This window comes from Nocardiopsis sp. iso_40 (assembly GCF_056173285.1).
Window position 1 is genome coordinate 5,487,470 of record NZ_CM149666.1, and the last position, 19,895, is coordinate 5,507,364.

Sequence of the window (19,895 nt, forward strand, 5' to 3'; positions counted from 1 at the left end):
AACGCCGTCGAACCCAAAGCAACCGTAGCATCACGTTGGGTTATCAGGTGTCGAAAAACAAACCGCGCCGAGAGTTTCTCAGCGCGGTTCGTCCGGTTCTGTAGTACTTGCCCCGGAAGATTCGGCCGGGTTTTCGGTCAGCCCGGTCGGTCAGCTCATGCCGACGAAGCGGTCCAGCACACGGACCCCGAACTGGAGCCCGTCCACCGGAACGCGCTCGTCGACACCGTGGAACATGCCGGCGAAGTCCAGCTCCGGCGGCAGCTTCAGCGGGGCGAAACCGTAGTTGCGCACCCCCAGGCGGGAGAAGCTCTTGGCGTCCGTACCGCCCGACAGGCAGTAGGGGACGGCCTTGGCGCCCGGGTCCTCGGCCAGCAGGGACTCCGACATCGCGTTGACCAGGCCGCCGTCGAAGCCGGTCTCCACCGCGGGCAGGTGGTGGATGAACTCGCGGCTGACCTTCGGACCGAGCAGCTCGTCGATCCTGGCGAAGTACTCCTCCTCGGTCCCGGGCAGGAAGCGCCCGTCGACCTGGGCGGTGGCCTCACCCGGGATGACGTTGGCCTTGTACCCGCCGCCCAGGACCGTCGGGTTGAGGGTGTTTCGCAGCGTGGCACCGATCATCTTGGCGATCGGGCCCAGCCTGGCCACCGTGGCGTCCACGTCCCCCTCGTCGAAGGGGATCCCGAACTCCTCGCAGATCTCCTCCAGGAAGGTCCGCACGGTCGGGGTGAGCTGCACCGGGAAGTCGTGCCGGCCCAGCCGGGCGACCGCCTCGGCCAGTTCGGTGACGGCGTTGTCCCGGTTGGTCATCGAACCGTGCCCGGCGGTACCGCGCGCGGTGAGCTTCATCCACGCGATGCCCTTCTCCGCGGTCTCCACCAGGTAGAGGCGCCGGTTCTCGTTGACCGTGAAGGAGAAACCGCCGACCTCGCTGATCGCGGAGTCGCAGTCGGCGAACAGTTCGGGGTGCTCGTCCACCAGGTACTGGGCTCCCCAGGTACCGCCCGCCTCCTCGTCGGCGAGGAAGGCCAGCACGATGTCCCTGGGCGGCCTGCGCCCCTCGCGCAGCCGCTGGCGCAGCATCGCCAGGACCATCGCGTTCATGTTCTTCATGTCGACCGCGCCGCGGCCCCACACACAGCCGTCGGCGACCTCGCCGGCGAAGGGGTGGTGCGTCCAGTCCTCCGGTGCCGCCGGGACCACGTCGAGGTGGCCGTGGATCAGCAGCGGCGGCCGCGAGGAGTCCTCGCCCGTGATCCGCGCCACCACGTTGCTGCGTCCGGGGTGCTTCTCGTAGATCCGCGACTCCACCCCGACCTCGTCGAGCCTGCCCGCGACGTACTCCGCGGCCTTGCGCTCCCCCGGCCCGGAATGGTCGCCGTAGTTGGAGGTGTCGATCTCGATGAGCTCCCGGCACAGGTCGGCGACCTCAGCCTCACCCGCGCTCGGACCCCTGTCTGGTTCCACCATCTGGCTCTCCCGTCTCCGGCCGCACCTTTCGACCTAGACACTGCCACGAGCACCCCCCACCGGAAAACTGGTTCGGGCGCCCCCAGACCTTTGCTATGGTTAAACCTGTTCGGCGCAACAGAAGCCGAACGACCCGGTCCGGGTGGCGGAATAGGTAGACGCGCTAGCTTGAGGTGCTAGTGGCCGTTAAGGCTGTGGGGGTTCAAGTCCCCCCTCGGACACAGGATGAAGGCCCCGCAGCGCGGGGCCTTTCTTCGTTTCCGGAGGCCGTCCCCGAACGGTTCAGGCCAACCGGGAGGCCAGTTCGCGCAGGGCTCCGGTACCGATGGGCTCCCGTCCGGTCAGGGCCAGTTCGACGGTGCCCTGTTCCCCGAAGCGTTCGCGGACCTGGTCGAGGACGTCGGGGTCGGCGTCCGCCGGGACCTGGTTGACCACCACGGTCCCCATGCGGAAGCCCGCGCCCGCGAGCTCGCCGGCGGCGCGGTCGGTCTCGGCGAGGACCATCCGGCGGGGCACCAGGACCAGCCTGACCTCGGCGTCCTCCCGCAGCCGCCGCGCGGCCCGGTCCAGTTTGCGGCGCCTGGCGTGCAACCTCTCCAGCAGGGGGTCGTCCCCGTCCTCCTGGGGGCCGCCCACCACACCGACGGCGAGGCGGTCGGCGTCGACGGCGCGTTCGCGCTGGCGGACCAGCCCCTGGACCCAGGGGGCCAGGAGTTCGGGCAGGTGCAGCAGGCGCAGCAGGTGGCCGGTGGGCGCGCTGTCCACCACCAGGCGGTCCCACGTGCCGGGGACCTCCTCCATGGCGTCCATGAGCAGGTCGGCCAGGGCGGACTCGGCCATCCCCGGTCCGGCGGCCGCGTGTTCGAGGTGCCGGGAGACGGCGGGCAGGATCTCGCTGGGGAGGGCGGCGCCGGCGTCGTCGCTGATCTGCCGGACCCGGCGGCGCAGGGCCGCCTCCGCGTCGGGCTCCCGGGCCCAGAGGTTCTCGACGACCCGGACCGGCCGGTCCCCGAGGGGGACGTCGAGGGCGTCACCGAGGGAGTGTGCGGGGTCGGTGGAGACCAGCAGGGTGCGCAGGCCCTCGTCGGCCAGGCTCAGTGCGTACGCGGCGGCCATGGTGGTCTTGCCGACACCGCCCTTGCCGCCGAAGAACACGATGGGCGGCGGCCCGCTCGGGCCCCGGGGCGGCTCCTGGCGCCGTCTGCCGAGCCTCAACAGCACACCCCCGGCCCGCCGAAATCGTCACTCCCCATGCGCTGATGCCATTCGTGCAGGTCAGCAACCATGTAGGGGATGAGGTCGAGGGTCTCGTAGGAGACTGGCCCCTCCACGCCCAGGGTCTCCAGGAGCAGCAGGGCCCGCAGGGTGTCCTCCTGGGTACGTGCCTCCCGGCGCAGTTCCCGACGCCACCGCGAGGCGAAGACCTCGTCGTGGAGGGCCTCCGCCCGTTTCCAGGCCTCCCGTGCGCGGGAGAGCACGCCCTGCGGATCCACGGTCCTGCTCCTCCTTCGGGTTCGGGGTGCCGACAGCCACCCGCCCCTCGGGTGGCGGGTTCCGAGCGCCGCCATGATCCCGTTTCCGCGCTCGTCACCCGGCGGGATCGCGGTCGAGGAGGATGGGTTAGGGTCAGCAGAAATTAACATGCGGCATTCCTCACACATAAGGCCCGGCCTTGACTGACCTCATCACGGTTTGGCAGCGGTCAACCGTCGCCGAACTCAGTTGGACCACCGCATCCGGCCCTTCGGGGATCCCCGTGGTCCCGCTGGTGTGGCGCGGCAGACCGTGTGCCGCCCTGCCCTACTCCATGGCCGGAACCGCCCTCTCCCTGCGTGGCCGACGCGTCGCCTTCAGCGTGAGCGCCGAGGACGCGGGGGGCCGGACCGCGGTGGTCGGTACCGGCCCCGTGGAGGTGTTCGAGGACGTCGAGGGAACCGAGTTCGTCGAGCACATGGTGGAGCAGGAGGCGGTCAAGCACCCGCCCACCCGGCTGCGCGCGGACAGCCTCATGGCCCGCCGGGAGAACTGGTGGTGGGTGCCCCGCCTGCTCGTGTCCCTGGTCTCGGTCGAGGAGCAGCACGAACCGCATCCGAGAACGCGCGCCGGTGACGCCCTGTTGGTGCGCGACCGGGCGGGCTCCCCTGAGGTCGGGGTGGTCACGGCCGAGGACTGGTCGGACCGCTCGGCACGGAGCGTCGGACTGTGGTCCCGGGAGGGCGGTCTGCTGGAGGGTGCGCAGGAGCCGGTCTTCGTGTTCTCCCACCAGTACAGTCCCGACTTCGAGCGGTGGGAGCGGTGGTCCCGGTCGGGTCGGCTCGACGGGGAGACCCTGGTCGTGGACGGTGCCGAGGGCGCCCCGACCGGAACGGCCCCCTCGGGCCCGCTACAGCCGTACCGGCTGCTCGAACGCCTCTCGAACCACCGTTCCCTGGCCCGGGCCTGTCGGTCGGGTATCACCGCGGCGGAGTCCCGCCTGGCTCCCTGACCCCCGGGACCAGGGGGAACGGGCGGATAGAATGCCCCGGTACCGCCGGACGGGAAGAAACGCGCATGGGGAATCTGAACAGCGAGCTCTTCGCGGCGATCGACAGCGTCGCGGACGGGGCCGAGGAACACGAGCTGGCCGCGTCCGTCCGGGAGCTCATGCGCCAGTACCGGAGCAGGGTCGACCCCCGGGACCAGGTTCTCGCCTCGGACACCGACGTCGTCGCCTACGCCGCCTACCGGCTCCCCGCCACCTTCTCCGCCGCGCGGTCCGCCTTCGAGTCGGCGGCGTCCTCGATGCCCGGGTTCGCCCCGGACACCCACCTCGACGTCGGCGGGGGTATGGGGGCGGCCGTGTGGGCCGCTTCCTCGGTCTGGCCGTCCCTGCGCTCCACCACCGTCCTGGAGCAGTCGGCCCCGGCGATCAGGCTCGGCAGACGGATCGCCCGCAGGTCCACGGCCCCCGCGGTCAGTGGTTCGGAGTGGGAACGCTTCCGGCTCACCGGCGCCGTACCCGACGGCCCCCGCGTGGACCTGGCCACCATGTCCTACGTGCTCAACGAGCTGCCCCCGCAGGTCCAGGAGGACGTGGTGCGCTCCCTGGCCCGGCGCGCGGGGACCGTCGTCCTGGTCGAGCCCGGCACCCCTGAGGGCTACGAACGCATCATCGCCGCCCGGGCGGTGCTCACGTCGGAGGGCAAGTCCGTCGCCGCGCCCTGCCCGCACGGGCACGCCTGCCCCATCACCCCGGGCGAGGACTGGTGCCACTTCTCCGAGCGGCTCAACCGCTCCGGGATCCAGCGCAGGCTCAAGTTCGGCACCCTGGGCTTCGAGGACGAGAAGTACTCGTTCGTGGCCGCCACGTCCGAACCCGTCGAACGCCCTGCCGGCCGGGTCCTGCGCCACCCCCACAAACGCAAGGGCCTGGTCTCGCTGAATCTGTGCACCGATGCCCCGGGGGTCGAGGAACGGCTCGTGTCCAAGCGCCAGGGCCGGACCTACCGCGCGGCCCGCAAGACCGAGTGGGGCGACGGCTGGCCGCCGCCGGAGGAAGCCGGGCACTGACCTGCCCCCGGGGGGACATCCGTTACGCTTCGGCAGGAATCCCCGAGTCTGGAATCGGACCCCCGTGGAACCCCTGCACCCCGACGATCCCCGCGAGCTCGGGCCCTACCGGCTGCTGCGCCGGATCGGCTCGGGCGGTATGGGCGTGGTCTTCCTCGCGGTCGCCGTCGACCGCACCGACGGGGACGGGGACGACCTGGCCGCGGTCAAGGCCATCCGGACCGAGTACGCCGAGGACCGGGAGTTCCGCGCCCGGTTCACCGGCGAGGCCGACCTCGCCCGACGGGTGCGCGGCCCCTACACCGCCCGGGTCCTGGCCGCCGACACCGACGGCCCGCGCCCGTGGCTGGCCACCGAGTACGTCCCCGGACCGGCCCTGCACGAAGCGGTACGCGAGAGCGGACCCTTCCCCGAGCACTCGCTGCGCGCCCTGGCCGCCGGCCTGGCCGAGGCACTGACGGCCATCCACTCGGTGGGGCTGGTCCACCGCGACCTCAAACCCGCCAACGTCCTGCTCTCCCCACGCGGACCCCAGGTCATCGACTTCGGCATCGCCCGCGCCACCGACGCCACAGCCCTGACCCGCACCGGGCAGACCCTGGGCACCCCCGCCTACATGTCACCCGAACAGGCCACCGGCGCCCACCTGGGCCCGCGCAGCGACCTGTTCGCCCTCGGCGGCGTGCTGCTGTTCGCCGCCACCGGCCGCCAGCCCTTCGGCACCGGAAGCGCCCCCGCCCTGCTCTACCGGGTCGTCAACGAGGAACCCGACCTGGACGGGCTGCCCGACGGCCTCCGCCCCCTGGTCACCGCCTGCCTGGCCAAGGACCCCGGCAACCGCCCCGCACCGGGAGCGGTACTGACCGAACTGGCCGGCACCGCACTGCCCCGAGGCGACGACGACCCCACCGAATGGCTGCCCGAAGCCGTCGCCACCAGGGTCCTGCACACGGTCACAGCGACCCGGGTCGTGCCGACCCTCGCCGTGACCAGCAGGATGGTGCCCGGGGAGACGGCCGAGAAGGCGCCCGGGGACGCCTCCGGGGAAGCGGCCGAGGACACGGACCACACCGGGGACGACCCCGCTGATGTGTCCCACGACAGGGCGGCCCCCGAGGAGGAGCTCTCCGCGGACAGCTCGCCGGAGCTTCCCCGGCCGGGCACCGCACGGGGCGCCGCCGAGAACGCCGCCCATCCGGAGCCTGCACGTCCCGAGGCGTCCCCGGCCCCCGGCCAGGTCCCCGGCCAGGCCTCCGGGCCCGAACAGTCCCGGCCCGCCGGTACGAGGACGTTCTGGGTACTGCTGGCCGCGTCGGCGGCGGTCCTGGTCGTCCTGGCCCTGCTGACGGACTCCCCGGACGGGACGAACCTGCCGTCCGGGGCCCGGGCGGACTCCCCCGCCACCTCCGACCCCTCCCCGTCCCGGGCCCCGTCCGAGGACTCCTCGCCCAGTGTGCGTACACCGAGGATCAGGGACATCGTCTTCCTGGGCGAGACCGGGCGCTTCGCGACCCTGTCCACGGGCGGGGTGGACGTCTTCGAGGCCGACGGAGCCGAAGCGGTGGAACGACTCACCGACCCGAACGAGGCCTTCGTCTTCAGTTACTCGGAGTTGGCCACGACCCCCGACGGGTCCGTGCTGGCCGGCAAGGCGGTCAAGTCCGCCAACGACGGGGTGGCCGCGATCCACGTGTGGGACCTGGAGACCTCGGAACGGCACGTCCTCGAACTGCCGGACGCCGGTGACGGCGGATACTTCGCCCTCTCCCCCGACGGCGGGACCGTGTACTTCGCCGAGAGCCGGTCGGGCGAGTCCGCGGTGAGCGCCTACCGCCCCGACACCGGTGAGGAGCTCTACACCGTCGACGTCCCGGCGGAACCGCGGCCCGACAGCGTGAGCGACCGGCCCCGGCAGGGGGGCGTCAACGGGGTGGGCACCACCCCGGACGGGGAACTCCTGGTCGCGGCGCTGGACACCGGGCTGGCGGTGTGGGACGCCGCCTCGGGGGAACCGCACCCCTCTCACCCGGAACTGCGCCAGTGGCCCGGTGAGATCATCGGTCCGGCGGTGATCAGCGACGGTGCGGTCGTCACCGCCTCGGCCGACTCGGTCCTGTACTGGGACATCCGGTCCGACGCCGGACCCCTGGAGCTCCCGCTGCCGCCGGAGGTACGCGGCACGCGCGTGCGCCCCCAGGAGGTCGCGCTCGGGGACGGCGGGGAACGGATCATCGCCACCGGACGCGACACCGACCGCGACCACAGCTTCCTCACCGTCTGGAACACCTCGGGGGAGGTGCTCGCGACGGGGGATCCCGAACGGGAGTACGTCTCCCTCGCCGCCGCGCCCGGCGACAGCCGTGTACTCGCCTCCTCCTACCCGCTCGACCAGTCGGGGGCCGAGACCCTCGCGTCCCTGGACGAAGACCTCCGGTCCGCGGAGGAGTTCCGGATCCCGGCCCGCTGACCCGCGCCCGCTGACCCGCCGGGGCGGCGCCGTCCCGGGCGTGCACCGGGAACTACGCCCAGGCCGCCCGGTCGGTGCCCCAGCGGGTGGCGGGGGCGGCCCAGTCCCCGGGCCCGCCCTCGTAGCGCACCGGCGGAAGGGCGTAACGCAGCGGACCGTAGGGGGACGCGGTCCCGGTCAGCCAGGCCTCGGCGTCGTAGCCGCCCGTCGCGGCCGGTTCCGGGGCGATACCGTTCAGCAGCCACCCGGCGGTGCCCGCCAGGGAGAACCGCAGCCGCCGTCCGCGGCCGTCGGTCTGGCGTTCGGTGAGCGCACGCAGGACCCCGGCGGCCAGCAGGTAGCCGGTGCCGTGGTCCAGGGCCTGGGCGGGCAGGGCGCCGGGGCGGCCGTCGGGTCCCGCCTCGATCGCGGCGATCCCGCTCGCCGCCTGCACCAGGCTGTCGAACCCCCGCCGCTGCGCCCAGGGGCCCGACCAGCCCCAGGCGCACAGCTGAGCGACGACCAGGCCGGGCCGACGGGCGATCAGCTCCTCCGCCACCAGCCCGTGGCGGTCCAGCGCACCCGGCCGGTAACCGGTCACCACCGCGTCGGCGGTGTCCAGCAGCGCCTCGAAGGTGCTCCGCCCCTCGTCCGTGGCCAGGTCCAGCAGGGCGGAGCGTTTGCCCATCCCGGTGTCGGTGTGGCTGTCGGGGTCCTCCGGCAGGCCCGGGGCGTCCACGCGCAGCACGTCCGCGCCCAACAGGGCCAGTGTCCGGGTGGCCACCGGCCCGGCGATGACCCGGGTCAGGTCCAGCACCCGGACCCCGGACGCGGGCAGTGCCGCCGGGGGCAGCCGGCGGTCCCCGACCCCGCCCGACGCCTCGAACCCGGCCAGCGGGAGCCCCGCCGCCGTGAAGTCCCCCGCCCCGCCGGGCTCCCCTCCCGGACCGGGCGCGGGGGCCACGGCGACCGCCAGACCGCCCTCGGCGTAGACCTCCTCCTGGATCTGGTGCGCGGTCCGGGACAGGAGTTCCTCGGCGAGCCCGTCGGGGCCCGTCCCCGTACCGAGTCCCAGGGCGGACAGCAGCCGGGCCCGGTGGTGGGGGTAGTTCGCGTGGGTGCGCACCCAGCCGTCGGCGGCCCGCCAGAACCCGGACAGCGGTGCGAAGGAGGTCGGCTTACGGCCGTCGACCAGCAGGTGGCGTTCGCTGACGAAAGCGGTGGCCACCGCGCCCTCGTCGACCGGCGCGCCGGGGACCGGACCGCCGTTGCGCGCGGCCAGCAGTTCGGCCGCGGCCAGCGAACACGCCCCGACGGTGGCGCGGGCCAGCTCACGCACCGGCAGCGCGGCCGGGAGCACCTCCCCCGCGCCCCGGTAGGAGACCCGTTCCACCAGGTCCGCCGCCCCACCGATCGCCTGCCATGCCCGGGCCGTCGCCCTGTCCGGTCCGCTGCCGCGTTCGTTCGCCATGGCGCCATTGTGCACACCCGCCCCTCGACCCCTCTGACCGGTCCCGGCCAACCCGGCGCCCTGCGACAGTCGCCGACACCCGACCCCCGAGGCACGGGGGGACATATCATCACCAAGCGCAGGAGTCCCCCGACACGCCCCCCGAAGGAGTCCGTTTGCCGGCCGTCCGCCTGCCCGAACACCTGGAGCCGATCCTCACCGACGAACCCGTGCTGGACGTGTACGAGTACGGGCCGTGGCGGGTGCCCGGCCAGGTCACCGAAGAGCTGACAGAGCTCCTCGACGGGGTGTTCCACGACCCCCGTGCGGCGCGGATCGCGCCGGACCGGGTCCGGGGCCGCGAACGGGACCTCCGCTCCTGGTGGCCCTGGGCCGTGGCCGACATGGTCATCGCGGTCTCCGGGCCGCTGCGCGTGGTAGGCGGCAGCCACCAGGCGCTGCCCCTGCTCCTGACCGAACGCCACCTGCCCCGGGACCACCGGCCCGCCAGGCCCCACCAGTGGGTCCTCGACGACCTCCGCCGACCGCCCGGGGAACTGATCCCCGACCGGTTCGACGATCCCGAGCACACGCGCCTGGCCGCCGACCTCTTCGGAGAGGTCGTGGACGCGCTCGCCGGGATCGGCCCGTGGGAGGAACGCCGACGGGCCTGGCGGGACCTGCTGGACAGGAGCACGGCCGGGAGGGCCGCCGAGGAGGCCGAAGCCGAGGCCGTGCTCAGGACGGCGGAGGGGATCCCCCGCCTCCGGTCCCGCTGGGCGCGGGAGATGCACCGCGAGCACTTCCCCGTGATCCCCGAGTACGCCGGGCCCGCCCCCTACTTCGGTTGGGCCTTCGAGCGGTTCACCGAGGCGCACACCCGGCTCTCGGAGATCGCCTCCGGAGTCCCGGACCGGTACGAGACCCTGGTCGACATCTGCCTGGGGTCACCGATGACCCGGATGAGCACGGTGGCCGCGCAGGCGCTGGGCACCGAGCGCTTCGAGGCGCTGAAGGACGACTTCGAGCGCCGCGTGTACCAGTTCGAACCCCTCAGGTGGTCCTTCCGGGCCCGGGAGTGGCTGTGGGAGTGCGTGACGGCCGGGGAGGCCGACGTCGCCCGTTCCTGGCTGGACGCCGGGACCCGGACGGCCCTGGCGCTGCTCTCCGACCCGGGCGAGGGGTTGCGTGTCCGGTCGGACTTCGGCACCCCGCTACCGGTCAGCGGTTTCCAGGAGATGCTGCGCCGCCGCTGCGAACCGCCGAACCGCGGCGTGTCGGTACCCGGTGTCCCCGGAACCGGTGAAGCGAACGCCGGGCACGGGAGCGGCGGCGCGGACACCGGGAACCGGACCGCCGGCGGGGACGGTGAACAGCCGGTCCCCGCACCCGCCCCCGAACCGGCCCCGGCACCGCGGCAACCCCCCGTCCCAGGTGTGCCGGCGGAGCAGGTCTCCGCGCAGGACCTGCTCGACGGGCTGGTCGGTCTGGACGAGGTCAAGAGCGAGGTGCACGCCATCGCCTCCGAGGTCACGGCTCATCTGCAGCGTGAACGCTCCGCGCTCGCTCCGGCCTCCGCGCCCCGGCACATGGCCTTCACCGGCGGCCCCGGAACCGGCCGGTCGACCGTCGCCCAGGCCCTGGCGATCCTGTACTCCTCGTTCGACATCCTGGAATCGCACCAGGTCACCGAGGTGGGCCCCGCCGACCTGGTGGCCGAGAACGCCATCAGTGTGACCGAATGGGTGGAGCAGACCGTGGACCGGGCGCTGGGCGGCGTCCTGTACGTCAACGAGGCGGGCTCACTGATCGGCCCCGAAAGCAGCCGGACCCTGGGGCCGGACGCGGTCGCGGCGCTGATCCGGAAGATGGATCGGCACCCCGACGACCTGGTGGTGGTCCTCGCCGACACCGAGGACCGGATCAACCGCCTGTTCACCGCGGTCCCCGGCCTGTCCGTGCGGATACCGCACCGGCTCCGCTTCACCGCCCCCGACCGCGACCGGCTGGGCGAGGTCTTCGGCGCCATGGCCGCCGCGCACGGTCTCGAACCCGCCCCCTCGGCGGTGGCCAAGGCCGGCGAGGTGCTGGGCCGCGCCTTCGGCGGGTCGGGGTTCCTCGGGGCCCGATCCGTCCGCTCCCTGTTGGACCGCACCCTGTCCCGGCAGGCCCGACGGCTCGACCTCCCCATACCCCCCGGCCACCATCCGCCCTCGCCGTCGCTGGCGCCCGCGGAGAAGGAGCCGTCCGGCATCCGCGACATCCGGTCCGAGGACGTCCCCGACAGCCTCCACCCGGCCGCCCCGGCTCTCCGGGGCCCCGGCGGCACGGCGACCGGACCGCCCGGGGACCCCATGGCCGCTCTCGACTCGCTGGTCTCCCTGGAGACGGTCAAACGCGAGGTCCGGCTGTACGCCGCCGAGGCCCGGGCCGAACGGCTGCGTGCGGACGCCGGGGTGCCGGTCCCCGCGCCCGCTCGGCACATGGTGTTCAGCGGCAACCCCGGCACCGCCAAGACCGTCGTCGCACGCATGCTCGGCGCCGTCTACGCGGAGCTGGGGCTGCTCTCCTCCGGGCACCTGGTCGAGGCCACCCGTTCCGACCTGGTCGGCGAGTACATCGGCCAGACCGCGCCCAAGGTGGAGCGGATGGTCCGCAGCGCCCTGGGCGGGGTGCTCTTCATCGACGAGGCGTACACCCTCACCGACGCCCGGGGCCGGGACTTCGGGCCGGAGGCGATCGCCACCCTGCTCAAACTGATGGAGGACCACCGCGACGAACTGGTCGTGGTGGTGGCCGGTTATCCCGCTGAGATGACCCGCTTCCTCTCCTCCAACCCCGGGCTGGCGTCCCGCTTCCCCCGCCAGCTCAGCTTCCCCGACTACACGGACCGCGAGCTCACCGAGATCTTCGCGGTGATGGCGGCCGAGGCCGGGCTGCTCCTCGGCGACGGCACCCGTTCCCGGGTCCGCCGCCTACTGCTCGCCACCCCCCGCGACCGGACCTCCGGCAACGCACGTCTGGTCCGCAACCTCCTGGAGCGCGCGAGGGCGCTCCAGGCCGAGCGGATCACCGACGGCCGGGACCGCACCCCCGAGGAGCTCCGCTCGCTGCTGCCCGCCGACATCCCCGCCACCCTCTCCACCCGGCTCGGCGCCCCCGATCCGGAGGACCCGCTGACCCGCGCCGGCCGGCTGGTCGGCCAGGAACCCGCCAAACGGGAGCTGCGCGACCTGGACGCACGCGCCCGGGTGGAGCAGGCCCGCCACGCGGCGGGTGTCACCGCCCCCGGGGCCCTGGAGCACATGGTGTTCCTCGGCGCCCCCGGGACCGGCCGCAGCACGGTCGCCGAACTGGCGGGGGCGGTCTGCGCACGCCGTGCGATCCTGTCCTCCGGCCACCTGGTCCGTGCCCGGAAGGAGGACCTGATCGGCAGCGGCCCCCGGCCGACCCCTGACTCGGGACCGGGCGCCACACCCGTGGAAACCGCCGTCCGGTCGGCGCTGGGCGGGGTCCTCTACCTGGAGGAGGCGCACACGTTCCTGGCCCGGCCCGCCTCCCCGGTGGTGGAGGAGACGGTGCGGGAACTGGTGCGGTTGGTCTCACTGCACCGGAACGAGCTGCTGCTGGTCGTTTCCGGGTCCGCGGAGGAACTGCCCGGGGTACTGGAGTCCCATCCCGGGCTCGACGCGCTCCTGACGCGCCGGGTGCCCTTCCCCGACCTCGACGGGGAGGAGCTCACCGCGGTGTTCACCGAACGCGCCCACGAGGCGGGGATGCGGTTGGCGCCCGGCACCGCGGACGCCGCCCGGGGCCGGCTGCGCGCGGGCGGACCGCCCCCGGGCCCGTACAACGCCCGGTTCGCCGCCGACCTGTTCGAGCGGACCGCCCGGGCCCAGGCGGCACGGATCGCCGGGCTCGACCTGGACGACCGGGACGTCCTGTGCACACTCGTCCCGGAGGACGTCCCGGCCGCCCGCCCCGACCGGGTGGAGGAGGGCGCGGGCGCGGGCCTGTACCTCTAGGGCCCCGGACCGCCGGGGCCCGTCCGGCGGTCCGGGCCCGTGCGGGTGTGCCCCGCGCAGGAGCGGCATAGGATTCGGGCATGGACGGCCACGCGGACACCGTGGTCCTCAGACCGGGGGTCGGCGGCATCGCCGAGGTGTTCCACACCCATCTGCGCCAACACGCCTACCCGATGCACACGCATCGGTCCTGGACCCTGCTCATCATCGACTCCGGGACCGTCCGCTACGACCTGGGGCGGCACGAGCACGGGGCCCTGGACCGGACGGTCACCCTGCTTCCGCCGCACGTACCGCACAACGGCACCCCCACCACCGCCCAGGGACTGCGCAAACGGGTCCTGTACCTGGAACCGGAGCAGATCGGCACGGACCTGGCCGGGCGGGCGGTGGACCACCCGATGTTCGAGGACCCCCTCCTTCGCCACCGCATCCACCAACTCCACGGCGCCCTGTTCCAGCCGGGGGAGGGACTGGAGGCGGAGAGCCGGCTCGAACTCGTCTCCGAGCGCCTCCGCCGACACCTGCGCGGCACGCTGGGTCAGCTCGCGGCCCCCGACGACCCCGGCCTCGCCGAACGGCTGCGGGACCTGCTGGACAGCCGAACCGTCGAGGGGGTCTCCCTGGCCGAGGCGTCCGGACTGCTCCTCACCCACCCCGCCTACCTGACCCGGGTGTTCACCCGCCGGTTCGGCATGCCCCCGCACCAGTACCTCGTGGGGCGGCGGGTGGACCTCGCCCGGCGGCTGATCCTCGAAGGCCGGGCGCCCGCGCACGCGGCGGCGGACGCCGGGTTCCATGACCAGGCGCACCTGAACAGGCACTTCAAAAGGATTCTCGGCCTCCCGCCCGGGCGGTACGCTCGCGCCCTCAGCCGTGCATCCGGGCGCCCTTGACGATCTTGTCGACCCCGTTCCTCGGCCCGTACACCGCCAACCCCACGAGGTCCAGGGAGTCCCGGCCGACCGCCCGGACCGCGGCCCGGTTGTCCCGGTCGTTGCCGGTGGCGAAGAGGTCGGAGGTGAACACGGCGAGGTCGGCCTCCCGGGACAGGGCCCGGGTGTGCGCCCTGGTCAGGATCTCCTTGGTGCCCTCGAAAACCAGGACGGGCTGACGGAACATCGGCAGGTAGGCGGTGCCGTCGGCGTCCTCGTAGGGTTCGCCGACCAGCTCCGGCACCCGGCTGCCGAGCCCGCTGACCAGGAAGGCCGTGACGTTGAGCCGCTGCCACACCTCAAGGTCCGCTCGGAGCAGGACGGCGATCTTGGTGTCGAAGCGCTTGTTGCCGGGGGTCACGGGTGCGTCTGTGGTCTCCATGCCCCGCATCCTCTCCGGGAGGCGGTCCAGCGGTCTTGTACGTTCCTCACCCTCCCCGCACCGGCCCGCGCGGCCCGTACTCCAGGCCGATACCGCGCGCCCACAGACGGGTCGCGGTCTCCACGACCACCTCGGGGTCGTGCTCCTCGCCGTACAGGAACAGCATCCGGGCGGTGTGCTCCACCATCCCGCCGAGCATGCTCGCGGTGGTCTCCACGTCGATGCCGGTCGAGGCCAGTCCCTCCTCCTGGAGGCGGCGGGTCCCCGAGATGATCCGGTCGACGAAGAGCCCGCGGATCTCCAGGAAGAGGGTGCGGAAGTGCGGGTGACGCGGGGAGACCTGCTCGATGACCTGCATGATCCGCGCGTTGTCCCGGTAGGCGGCCAGGAAGCGCTCCGTGGCGTACCGGATCCGGTCCACCGGCGCGGTGCCCGGGGGCGCGGCCGACCGGGCGGCGTCGAACATCTCCCCGGCCACACCCTTGGCGACCTCGTGGAAGACCGCCTCCTTGGAGTCGAAGTAGGTGTAGAAGCTCCCGTAGGCGATCCCGGCCCGGCCGGTGATCTGCGCGATCCTCGTCTCCTCGAACCCCCGTTCCTCGAACACTTCACGGGCCGCCTGGACGAGGGCACCGCGCTTACGCCGTCCGCGCGCCGTGGGCGGCCGCCCGGTCAGCGTCTGCTTTCCCACTGGTACCCCTCCTCGTGGTCAGCGCAGGGGGAGGAACTTAGCGATGACCTCGTTCATGATCTCGTAGGTGCCGCCTCCGATGCTGAACACCCTGGCGTCACGGTAGTGGCGCTCCACCTCGGTACCGCGCATGAACCCCGTGCCGCCGTGCAGCTGGACGGCGTTGTCGACCACGTAGTCCATCGCCTCGGTCGCGGTGTTCTTCGCCATCGCCACCTCCGCGATCAGGGGTTCGCCGTCCTGGAGGCGTTCGGCGATCCCCCGCACGTACGCGGTGGCGACCTCGGTGCGCCGGTGCATCTCGACCAGCCGGTGCCGCAGGACCTGGCGGCGCGACAGCGGCCCGCCGAAGGCCTCGCGCTCGCGGACCCATTCCAGGGACAGGTCGACGCAGCGCCGTGCCATCGCGCAGGCCTGCACCGAAAGGCCGATCCGCTCGCCGGCGAACTGGTGCATGATCTGGAGGAAGCCCTGGTCCACCCCGCCCACCAGCCGGTCGGCCGGAACCCGGACGTCGACCAGGGAGAGTTCGGCGGTGTCCGAGGAGCGCCACCCCATCTTGTCCAGCTTGCGGGTGGCCGTGAACCCGGGGGTGCCGCGCTCCACGACGAAGAGCGAGATCCCCTCGTGCCCGGTGTCCGAGGTGCGGGCGGCGACCGTCACGAAGTCGGCCCGGTAGCCGGAGGTGATGAAGGTCTTCGTCCCGTTCAGCACCCACTCGTCGCCGTCACGGACCGCGCGGGTGCGCAGGTGGGCGACGTCCGAGCCCGCGTCGGGTTCGGTGATTCCGAGCGAGCAGACGAGCTCGCCGGCCAGTGCTGGGCGGACGTAGTCGCGCATCAGGTGTTCGCGCCCGTCGGCGACCAGCGCGGGAAGTGCGATGGTGTGCGTGAACAGCGAGGCCAGGACCCCGGTGGGCACCCCGGCGAGGACGGCTTCCTCGGAGACGACCAACTGGTCGAGCATTTCGCCCTCCCCGCCCGCGGACTCCGGGTACCCGAGCCCGAGCAGGCCCAGTCGGGCCGCCGCCCGGTGCAGGTCACGGGGCAGTTCGCCCTGGTCCTCCCACTGTTCCACGTGGGGAAGGACCTCCTTGGCCGCGAAGGCCCGCACCGTCTCCCGGAGCGCGGCGCGTTCCGGGGTGTTCCAGCGGTCCGTGCCGGGGTTATCGGTCGCGGTCATGTACGCACACTCGCATCCGTTTCGGGGGGGCGGCCCGGGCGGCGCTCCGGGTTCCGGCGACCCGACCCCTGGGAGAGTCAGGTCACACTTTGCTATGGTGCGCCGAACATGACAAGTCAGTCAACATTTGTCGGGCGAGGCCGGAAGGCCAGCGGCTGCCCCCGTGAGGAGTCCCCGTGGTCGACGCAAAAACCCTGGTAGCGGACCTGCGCGCGGAACAGGAGGACCTCGCCGCGCTGCTCGACGGACTCGACGCCGCCGACTGGACCCGGCCGACCCCGGCACCCGGCTGGACCATCGCCGACCAGGTCGCCCACCTGGCCTTCTTCGACCAGTCGGCGCTGACCGCCCTGACCGACGCGGACGGGTTCGCGAAGATCGTTGAAGCGGCCGTGGCAGACCCCGGGGGATACGTGGACACAGCCGCCGCGCCCCTGGCCGCGCTGCCCCCGGACACCCTGCTCGCCGAGTGGCGCGCTGCCTCGGCCGCCCTCCGCTCCGCCCTGGCCGCGGCGCCCGCCGGGACCCGCGTGCCCTGGTTCGGTCCGCCGATGAGCGTGCCCTCGAAGGCGACCGCGCGGCTGATGGAGACCTGGGCCCACGGCCAGGACGTGGTGGACGCCCTGGGCACCACCCGACAGCCCACCGAACGCCTGCGGCACGTCGTCCACATCGCCCTGCGCGCCCGCCCCTACAGTTACTTCGCCCGCGGCCTACCGGTGCCCGAGGCGGCGGTCCGCGTGGAACTGACCGCGCCCGACGGCGGACTCTGGAGGATGGGCCCCGAGGAGGCCCGTGCGGTGGTCCGCGGCGACGCGGAACAGTTCTGCCTGGTCCTCACCCGCCGCCGCCACGTGGCCGACACTTCCCTGACCGCCGAGGGAGAGACCGCCCAGGAGTGGCTCCGGCTCGGCCAGACCTACGCGGGCGGCCCCGGCGAGGGCCGTCAGCCCGGCCAGTTCTCCGGCCGGACCGGGTCCGGGCGGGGCTGACCGGACGGGACCCTGCCGAACGGCAGCACCCGCTCCTTCCGATGTTGACCACCTTGTCAGGTCGACGGTCCGCTCCGTGGAGGGGCGGTCCGCCGGAGAACCCGGTGCCCCCAGGGGAGCACCCCGGCTCCCGCCAGGCCCGGACCCGTTGGACCCGGTGGGCTCAGGGCTCGGACCGCATCGACCGCATCAGGGATTCCAGAAGGGGCCGGAACTCCTCGTCGGAGGTGAAGAGCGAGATCTCCCTCTTCTCGTCGTCGACGGTGATCGCCACCTCCCGCAGATCGGGGAGGTCCCTGCCCCGCGAGTCGGGGTGCCACCAGTACAGCTTGTCGCTGACCGGCTTGTCCGTGTCGGCTGTGTACCGCTCGGCCAACTCCTGGAGGTGCTCCATGGCCGTGACGGGGTTGCTCCGGCCCAGGACGTGCGCCACGAGCACCGACGGGGAGGGGAGCACCACGAGGGCACCGTGCGGGGCCTGGCCCAGGTAGCGGTCGAGGACGTTCAGGTGGGCGAGGGTGTACTCCTGGTTCCCGCCGCCGATGTGCACGATCGGGGTGTTGAGGAGGTCCGTCTCGGAGACCTCGAACGGTTCCTCCAGGGAGTTGGCGACGGCCGCCTCCAGGGCCCGCTCCTCGGTCATATCGCCCAGCTGTTCGCGCCTGAGCACCAGCATGCTCTCCGGGTAGTCGACGACGACCACCAGCCGCAGGCCCGAGGTGAGCGGACGTGAGACCAGTGTCGGGAGCGCGTCCTCGGGAAACGACGACTCGGGGCGGACACGGACCCGCAACCGGTCCTCGGAGACCGAGGTCTGGACTCCCCGGGCGTAGTCGCGCTCGAAACCCGCCACGTACTCGACCGCGTACCGGGAGACGGCGTCCTCGTCGAGGCCCTTGGCGGCCGCGAGGTACCGGTGGGCGTGGAGCGTCCTCTCCTCGGCGTCCCCGAGGAGGGCCACGGTGTCGGGATCGGTGAAGCGGGCGTCGTGCCCCCGTTCGGACAGTGCGGCGAGCAGGGCCCGCCTGGCGTGGTCGTCGGACCGGGGCGGGTAGTGCGTGCCCAGCGGGATGCCGCGCTCCCGCATGTTGCGCATCATCGCGAGGACCACCTGTTCGGCCAGCTCGGGATGCCTCTCCTCCGGGTGGTCGGCGAGCTGTGCGATGGGGCCGGTGTAGTCGATGACCGTGGTCCCGTAACCCGGGAGTTCGACGCTCAGACCGGCCGGGGGAACGATCTCGACCTCGACCCGCGCCCTGGTGTAGGCATCGACGAGGAGGGCGAGGAAGCTGTTCGTGTGCGACATACCGAGGTGGTCCTCCGGCTACCCGCGCGGCGCGGATGCCTGGTGGTTGGTGGTCGGGGTGAGCGGCGGGGGCCACGGGAACGTTGTTCCGGGCCTCCGGGAAACCGGCCCCGTCAAGCTACCGGATCCCGTAGAGGGCCTTCTTCTGGATGGCCTCCAGCGGGCCCTGGCGAAAGTAGCGCAGCCACAGCGCGGACACCGCCACCAGCAGCAGGGAGACCGCGGTCCACAGGCCCATCACCCACCACGGCCCCGGATCCGCCATCCGCTCGGCCAGGCCGGACCCGGAGCCGCAGCAGGCGAACATCAGGACGGCGTTCTGCGCCACGTAGCCGGTCATCGCCATCCGCCCCCTCGTGAACCGGAGGTCCCTGCTGGTCGGCGGAGGTGTGCTCCTGGGCGGCCCGGTGGCGCTCGACTCCTCGGCCCGGATGCCGCGGCGGTCCGGGGTCAGTTCGCGGGGGGTGTGAGAGCGCCCTCCGTCCGGACGAGGCGGTTCAGTTCGTCGAAGGCCAACTGGACACCGAAGGCGTTGAGTGTGAGGGTCCGCCCGTCGGCGGAGAACTCCGGTCCGAGCCCGCGCAGCCGCGCGTAGCTGTACACGGCCCTGCGGTGGTCGGTGACGGAGGCGAGCCCGGAGACGGCCTGCTGGACGATGCCGATGACCCCGAGCGGGGTGGCCTCGGGGAGCTGGAATGCGGGGTGTTCGATCAGGAAGGCGGCGCGGGTGCCGCCGCCGACCTCGCCGTTGTAGGCGGTCCACCGTCCGGTGAGGACCTTGGCCGCGTCGGTGAGCAGCGTCAGGACCTGGTGCGGCAGCTCCGGGGAACCCGGAAGGGAGTCGAACGGGACCTCAGCTTCGGCCAGTTCCGGGATGCCGTGCTGGCGGCCGAGGTCGCGTACGGTCGCGGAGAGCTCGGTGACCTCGGGCTGGAACCCGGGCGAGGGATTGGCCCAGGCCCACATCCAGGAGCCGGGTCCCGGTGCGGCGGTACCCAGGAGATGGAAGCGGTCGCAGACGAGCCCCTGCTTCCCGGAGAAGTCGAACCTGGGCGCGGCGAGGTCCACGTGCCAGTCGAGACCGCCCACGACCGTCTCCAGGTGGAGCTGGTGCTCCAGGGAGAGGATCGCGGCGTCGTTGAGAAGGTCCTGGAGGGTGAGTGTGTTCTGCACGCGCCGGATGCTAGCGAGGGCCGCCGACACTCGTCCATCCTCCGAGGTGCAGGCGTCGGCGGTCCGCGGCCGCGCGGGTTCCGAGGTGCGCGTCGGCGGTGCGTGCTCACACCGCCGGTCGGGGTCCTGTACTTCGCGGGTGAGCCGGCCGCCGGGGAGAACACCGTGGACCGCGCCCACGCCAGCGGGTACGACGCCACCGACGCCCTGGTGGCGCAGGTGTGGGGCCTTCCGCCACCGGCCGCCTAGACTGGTGCGGGCACCGGCGCGGCACCCTCCCGGGCCAAATTC

General features: G+C 72.9%; 16 protein-coding genes, 1 tRNA gene and 1 pseudogene. 8 read left to right on the forward strand and 10 right to left on the reverse strand.

Annotated features, from left to right (window positions below; genetic code table 11):
* Positions 1-150: 150 nt before the first annotated feature.
* The gene (locus AC0VYD_RS23900) at positions 151-1,473 is read right to left on the reverse strand and encodes a M20/M25/M40 family metallo-hydrolase (RefSeq protein WP_475477567.1); all 1,323 of its coding nucleotides are present in this window, start codon (positions 1,471-1,473) and stop codon (positions 151-153) included.
* A 136-nt stretch (positions 1,474-1,609) separates the two neighbouring features.
* Between AC0VYD_RS23900 and AC0VYD_RS23905 the strand changes: the two genes are divergently transcribed.
* Positions 1,610-1,694 (forward strand) — tRNA-Leu (locus AC0VYD_RS23905).
* A 61-nt stretch (positions 1,695-1,755) separates the two neighbouring features.
* Here AC0VYD_RS23905 and AC0VYD_RS23910 read toward each other — a convergent pair.
* The gene (locus tag AC0VYD_RS23910; RefSeq protein WP_475477568.1) at positions 1,756-2,694 is read right to left on the reverse strand and encodes an ArsA family ATPase; all 939 of its coding nucleotides are present in this window, start codon (positions 2,692-2,694) and stop codon (positions 1,756-1,758) included.
* Complete coding sequence (locus AC0VYD_RS23915; protein WP_475477569.1) at positions 2,685-2,966, reverse strand: cory-CC-star protein; 282 nt, start codon at positions 2,964-2,966, stop codon at positions 2,685-2,687. Before AC0VYD_RS23915 ends, AC0VYD_RS23910 begins: the two co-directional genes overlap by 10 nt.
* A gap of 179 nt (positions 2,967-3,145) precedes the next feature.
* Between AC0VYD_RS23915 and AC0VYD_RS23920 the strand changes: the two genes are divergently transcribed.
* The 3 genes from AC0VYD_RS23920 to AC0VYD_RS23930 all read left to right on the forward strand — a co-directional run bounded on the left by AC0VYD_RS23920 (position 3,146) and on the right by AC0VYD_RS23930 (position 7,489).
* Positions 3,146-3,958, forward strand: a complete 813-nt coding sequence (locus AC0VYD_RS23920) for a hypothetical protein (RefSeq protein ID WP_475477570.1) — start codon at positions 3,146-3,148, stop codon at positions 3,956-3,958.
* Positions 3,959-4,023: 65 nt separating this feature from the next.
* Complete coding sequence (locus AC0VYD_RS23925) at positions 4,024-5,022, forward strand: small ribosomal subunit Rsm22 family protein (RefSeq protein WP_475477571.1); 999 nt, start codon at positions 4,024-4,026, stop codon at positions 5,020-5,022.
* 64 nt (positions 5,023-5,086) lie between these two features.
* A complete protein-coding gene (locus tag AC0VYD_RS23930) occupies positions 5,087-7,489 on the forward strand; it encodes a WD40 repeat domain-containing serine/threonine protein kinase (RefSeq protein WP_475477572.1) in 2,403 nt (800 codons plus the stop codon).
* A gap of 52 nt (positions 7,490-7,541) precedes the next feature.
* Here AC0VYD_RS23930 and AC0VYD_RS23935 read toward each other — a convergent pair whose 3' ends face one another.
* Entirely contained in the window at positions 7,542-8,939 is a 1,398-nt protein-coding gene (locus AC0VYD_RS23935; protein ID WP_475477573.1) for a CoA transferase, read from the reverse strand.
* Positions 8,940-9,094: 155 nt separating this feature from the next.
* Here AC0VYD_RS23935 and AC0VYD_RS23940 point away from each other — a divergent pair, with 155 nt between their 5' ends.
* On the forward strand, positions 9,095-12,943 hold the full coding sequence (locus AC0VYD_RS23940; RefSeq protein ID WP_475477574.1) for an AAA family ATPase: 3,849 nt from the start codon (positions 9,095-9,097) through the stop codon (positions 12,941-12,943).
* A gap of 80 nt (positions 12,944-13,023) precedes the next feature.
* Positions 13,024-13,839, forward strand: coding sequence for a helix-turn-helix domain-containing protein (locus AC0VYD_RS23945; RefSeq protein ID WP_475477575.1), 816 nt, complete (start codon positions 13,024-13,026; stop codon positions 13,837-13,839).
* Here AC0VYD_RS23945 and AC0VYD_RS23950 read toward each other — a convergent pair.
* Genes AC0VYD_RS23950 through AC0VYD_RS23960 form a run of 3 tightly spaced genes read right to left on the reverse strand, consistent with a single transcriptional unit; the run spans position 13,814 to position 16,133 of the window.
* On the reverse strand, positions 13,814-14,260 hold the full coding sequence (locus AC0VYD_RS23950; RefSeq protein WP_475477576.1) for a DUF2000 family protein: 447 nt from the start codon (positions 14,258-14,260) through the stop codon (positions 13,814-13,816). The two genes, AC0VYD_RS23945 and AC0VYD_RS23950, sit on opposite strands and share 26 nt — an antisense overlap.
* A 46-nt stretch (positions 14,261-14,306) precedes the next feature.
* Complete coding sequence (locus AC0VYD_RS23955) at positions 14,307-14,951, reverse strand: TetR/AcrR family transcriptional regulator (protein ID WP_475477577.1); 645 nt, start codon at positions 14,949-14,951, stop codon at positions 14,307-14,309.
* An 18-nt stretch (positions 14,952-14,969) separates the two neighbouring features.
* Positions 14,970-16,133, reverse strand: a complete 1,164-nt coding sequence (locus AC0VYD_RS23960) for an acyl-CoA dehydrogenase family protein (RefSeq protein ID WP_475477578.1) — start codon at positions 16,131-16,133, stop codon at positions 14,970-14,972.
* A gap of 176 nt (positions 16,134-16,309) precedes the next feature.
* On the opposite strand from AC0VYD_RS23960, the gene AC0VYD_RS23965 reads away from it, so the two are divergent.
* A complete protein-coding gene (locus tag AC0VYD_RS23965) occupies positions 16,310-17,125 on the forward strand; it encodes a TIGR03084 family metal-binding protein (protein ID WP_475477579.1) in 816 nt (271 codons plus the stop codon).
* Between the two features lie 163 nt (positions 17,126-17,288).
* Here AC0VYD_RS23965 and AC0VYD_RS23970 read toward each other — a convergent pair whose 3' ends face one another.
* From AC0VYD_RS23970 to AC0VYD_RS23980, 3 genes and pseudogenes are all read right to left on the reverse strand, one after another.
* Positions 17,289-18,431 carry a hypothetical protein gene (locus tag AC0VYD_RS23970; protein WP_475477580.1) on the reverse strand — a complete coding sequence of 381 codons (1,143 nt, stop codon included), beginning with the start codon at positions 18,429-18,431 and terminating at the stop codon, positions 17,289-17,291.
* A gap of 118 nt (positions 18,432-18,549) precedes the next feature.
* Positions 18,550-18,783, reverse strand: a pseudogene (locus tag AC0VYD_RS23975) (DUF418 domain-containing protein); the annotation flags it as partial.
* A 98-nt stretch (positions 18,784-18,881) separates the two neighbouring features.
* Entirely contained in the window at positions 18,882-19,604 is a 723-nt protein-coding gene (locus AC0VYD_RS23980) for a DUF6882 domain-containing protein (protein ID WP_475477581.1), read from the reverse strand.
* A 102-nt stretch (positions 19,605-19,706) separates the two neighbouring features.
* Here AC0VYD_RS23980 and AC0VYD_RS23985 point away from each other — a divergent pair, with 102 nt between their 5' ends.
* Positions 19,707-19,853, forward strand: a complete 147-nt coding sequence (locus tag AC0VYD_RS23985) for a hypothetical protein (RefSeq protein ID WP_475477582.1) — start codon at positions 19,707-19,709, stop codon at positions 19,851-19,853.
* Positions 19,854-19,895: the final 42 nt, after the last annotated feature.

Excerpts from the sequence above, each read along its gene's own strand:
- AC0VYD_RS23900 (WP_475477567.1), bottom strand. The coding sequence starts at position 1,473 with ATGGTGGAACCAGACAGGGGTCCGAGCGCGGGTGAGGCTGAGGTCGCC.
- AC0VYD_RS23925 (WP_475477571.1), top strand. The coding sequence starts at position 4,024 with ATGGGGAATCTGAACAGCGAGCTCTTCGCGGCGATCGACAGCGTCGCG.
- AC0VYD_RS23935 (WP_475477573.1), bottom strand. The coding sequence starts at position 8,939 with ATGGCGAACGAACGCGGCAGCGGACCGGACAGGGCGACGGCCCGGGCA.
- AC0VYD_RS23945 (WP_475477575.1), top strand. The coding sequence starts at position 13,024 with ATGGACGGCCACGCGGACACCGTGGTCCTCAGACCGGGGGTCGGCGGC.
- AC0VYD_RS23950 (WP_475477576.1), bottom strand. The coding sequence starts at position 14,260 with ATGGAGACCACAGACGCACCCGTGACCCCCGGCAACAAGCGCTTCGAC.
- AC0VYD_RS23960 (WP_475477578.1), bottom strand. The coding sequence starts at position 16,133 with ATGACCGCGACCGATAACCCCGGCACGGACCGCTGGAACACCCCGGAA.
- AC0VYD_RS23970 (WP_475477580.1), bottom strand. The coding sequence starts at position 18,431 with ATGTCGCACACGAACAGCTTCCTCGCCCTCCTCGTCGATGCCTACACC.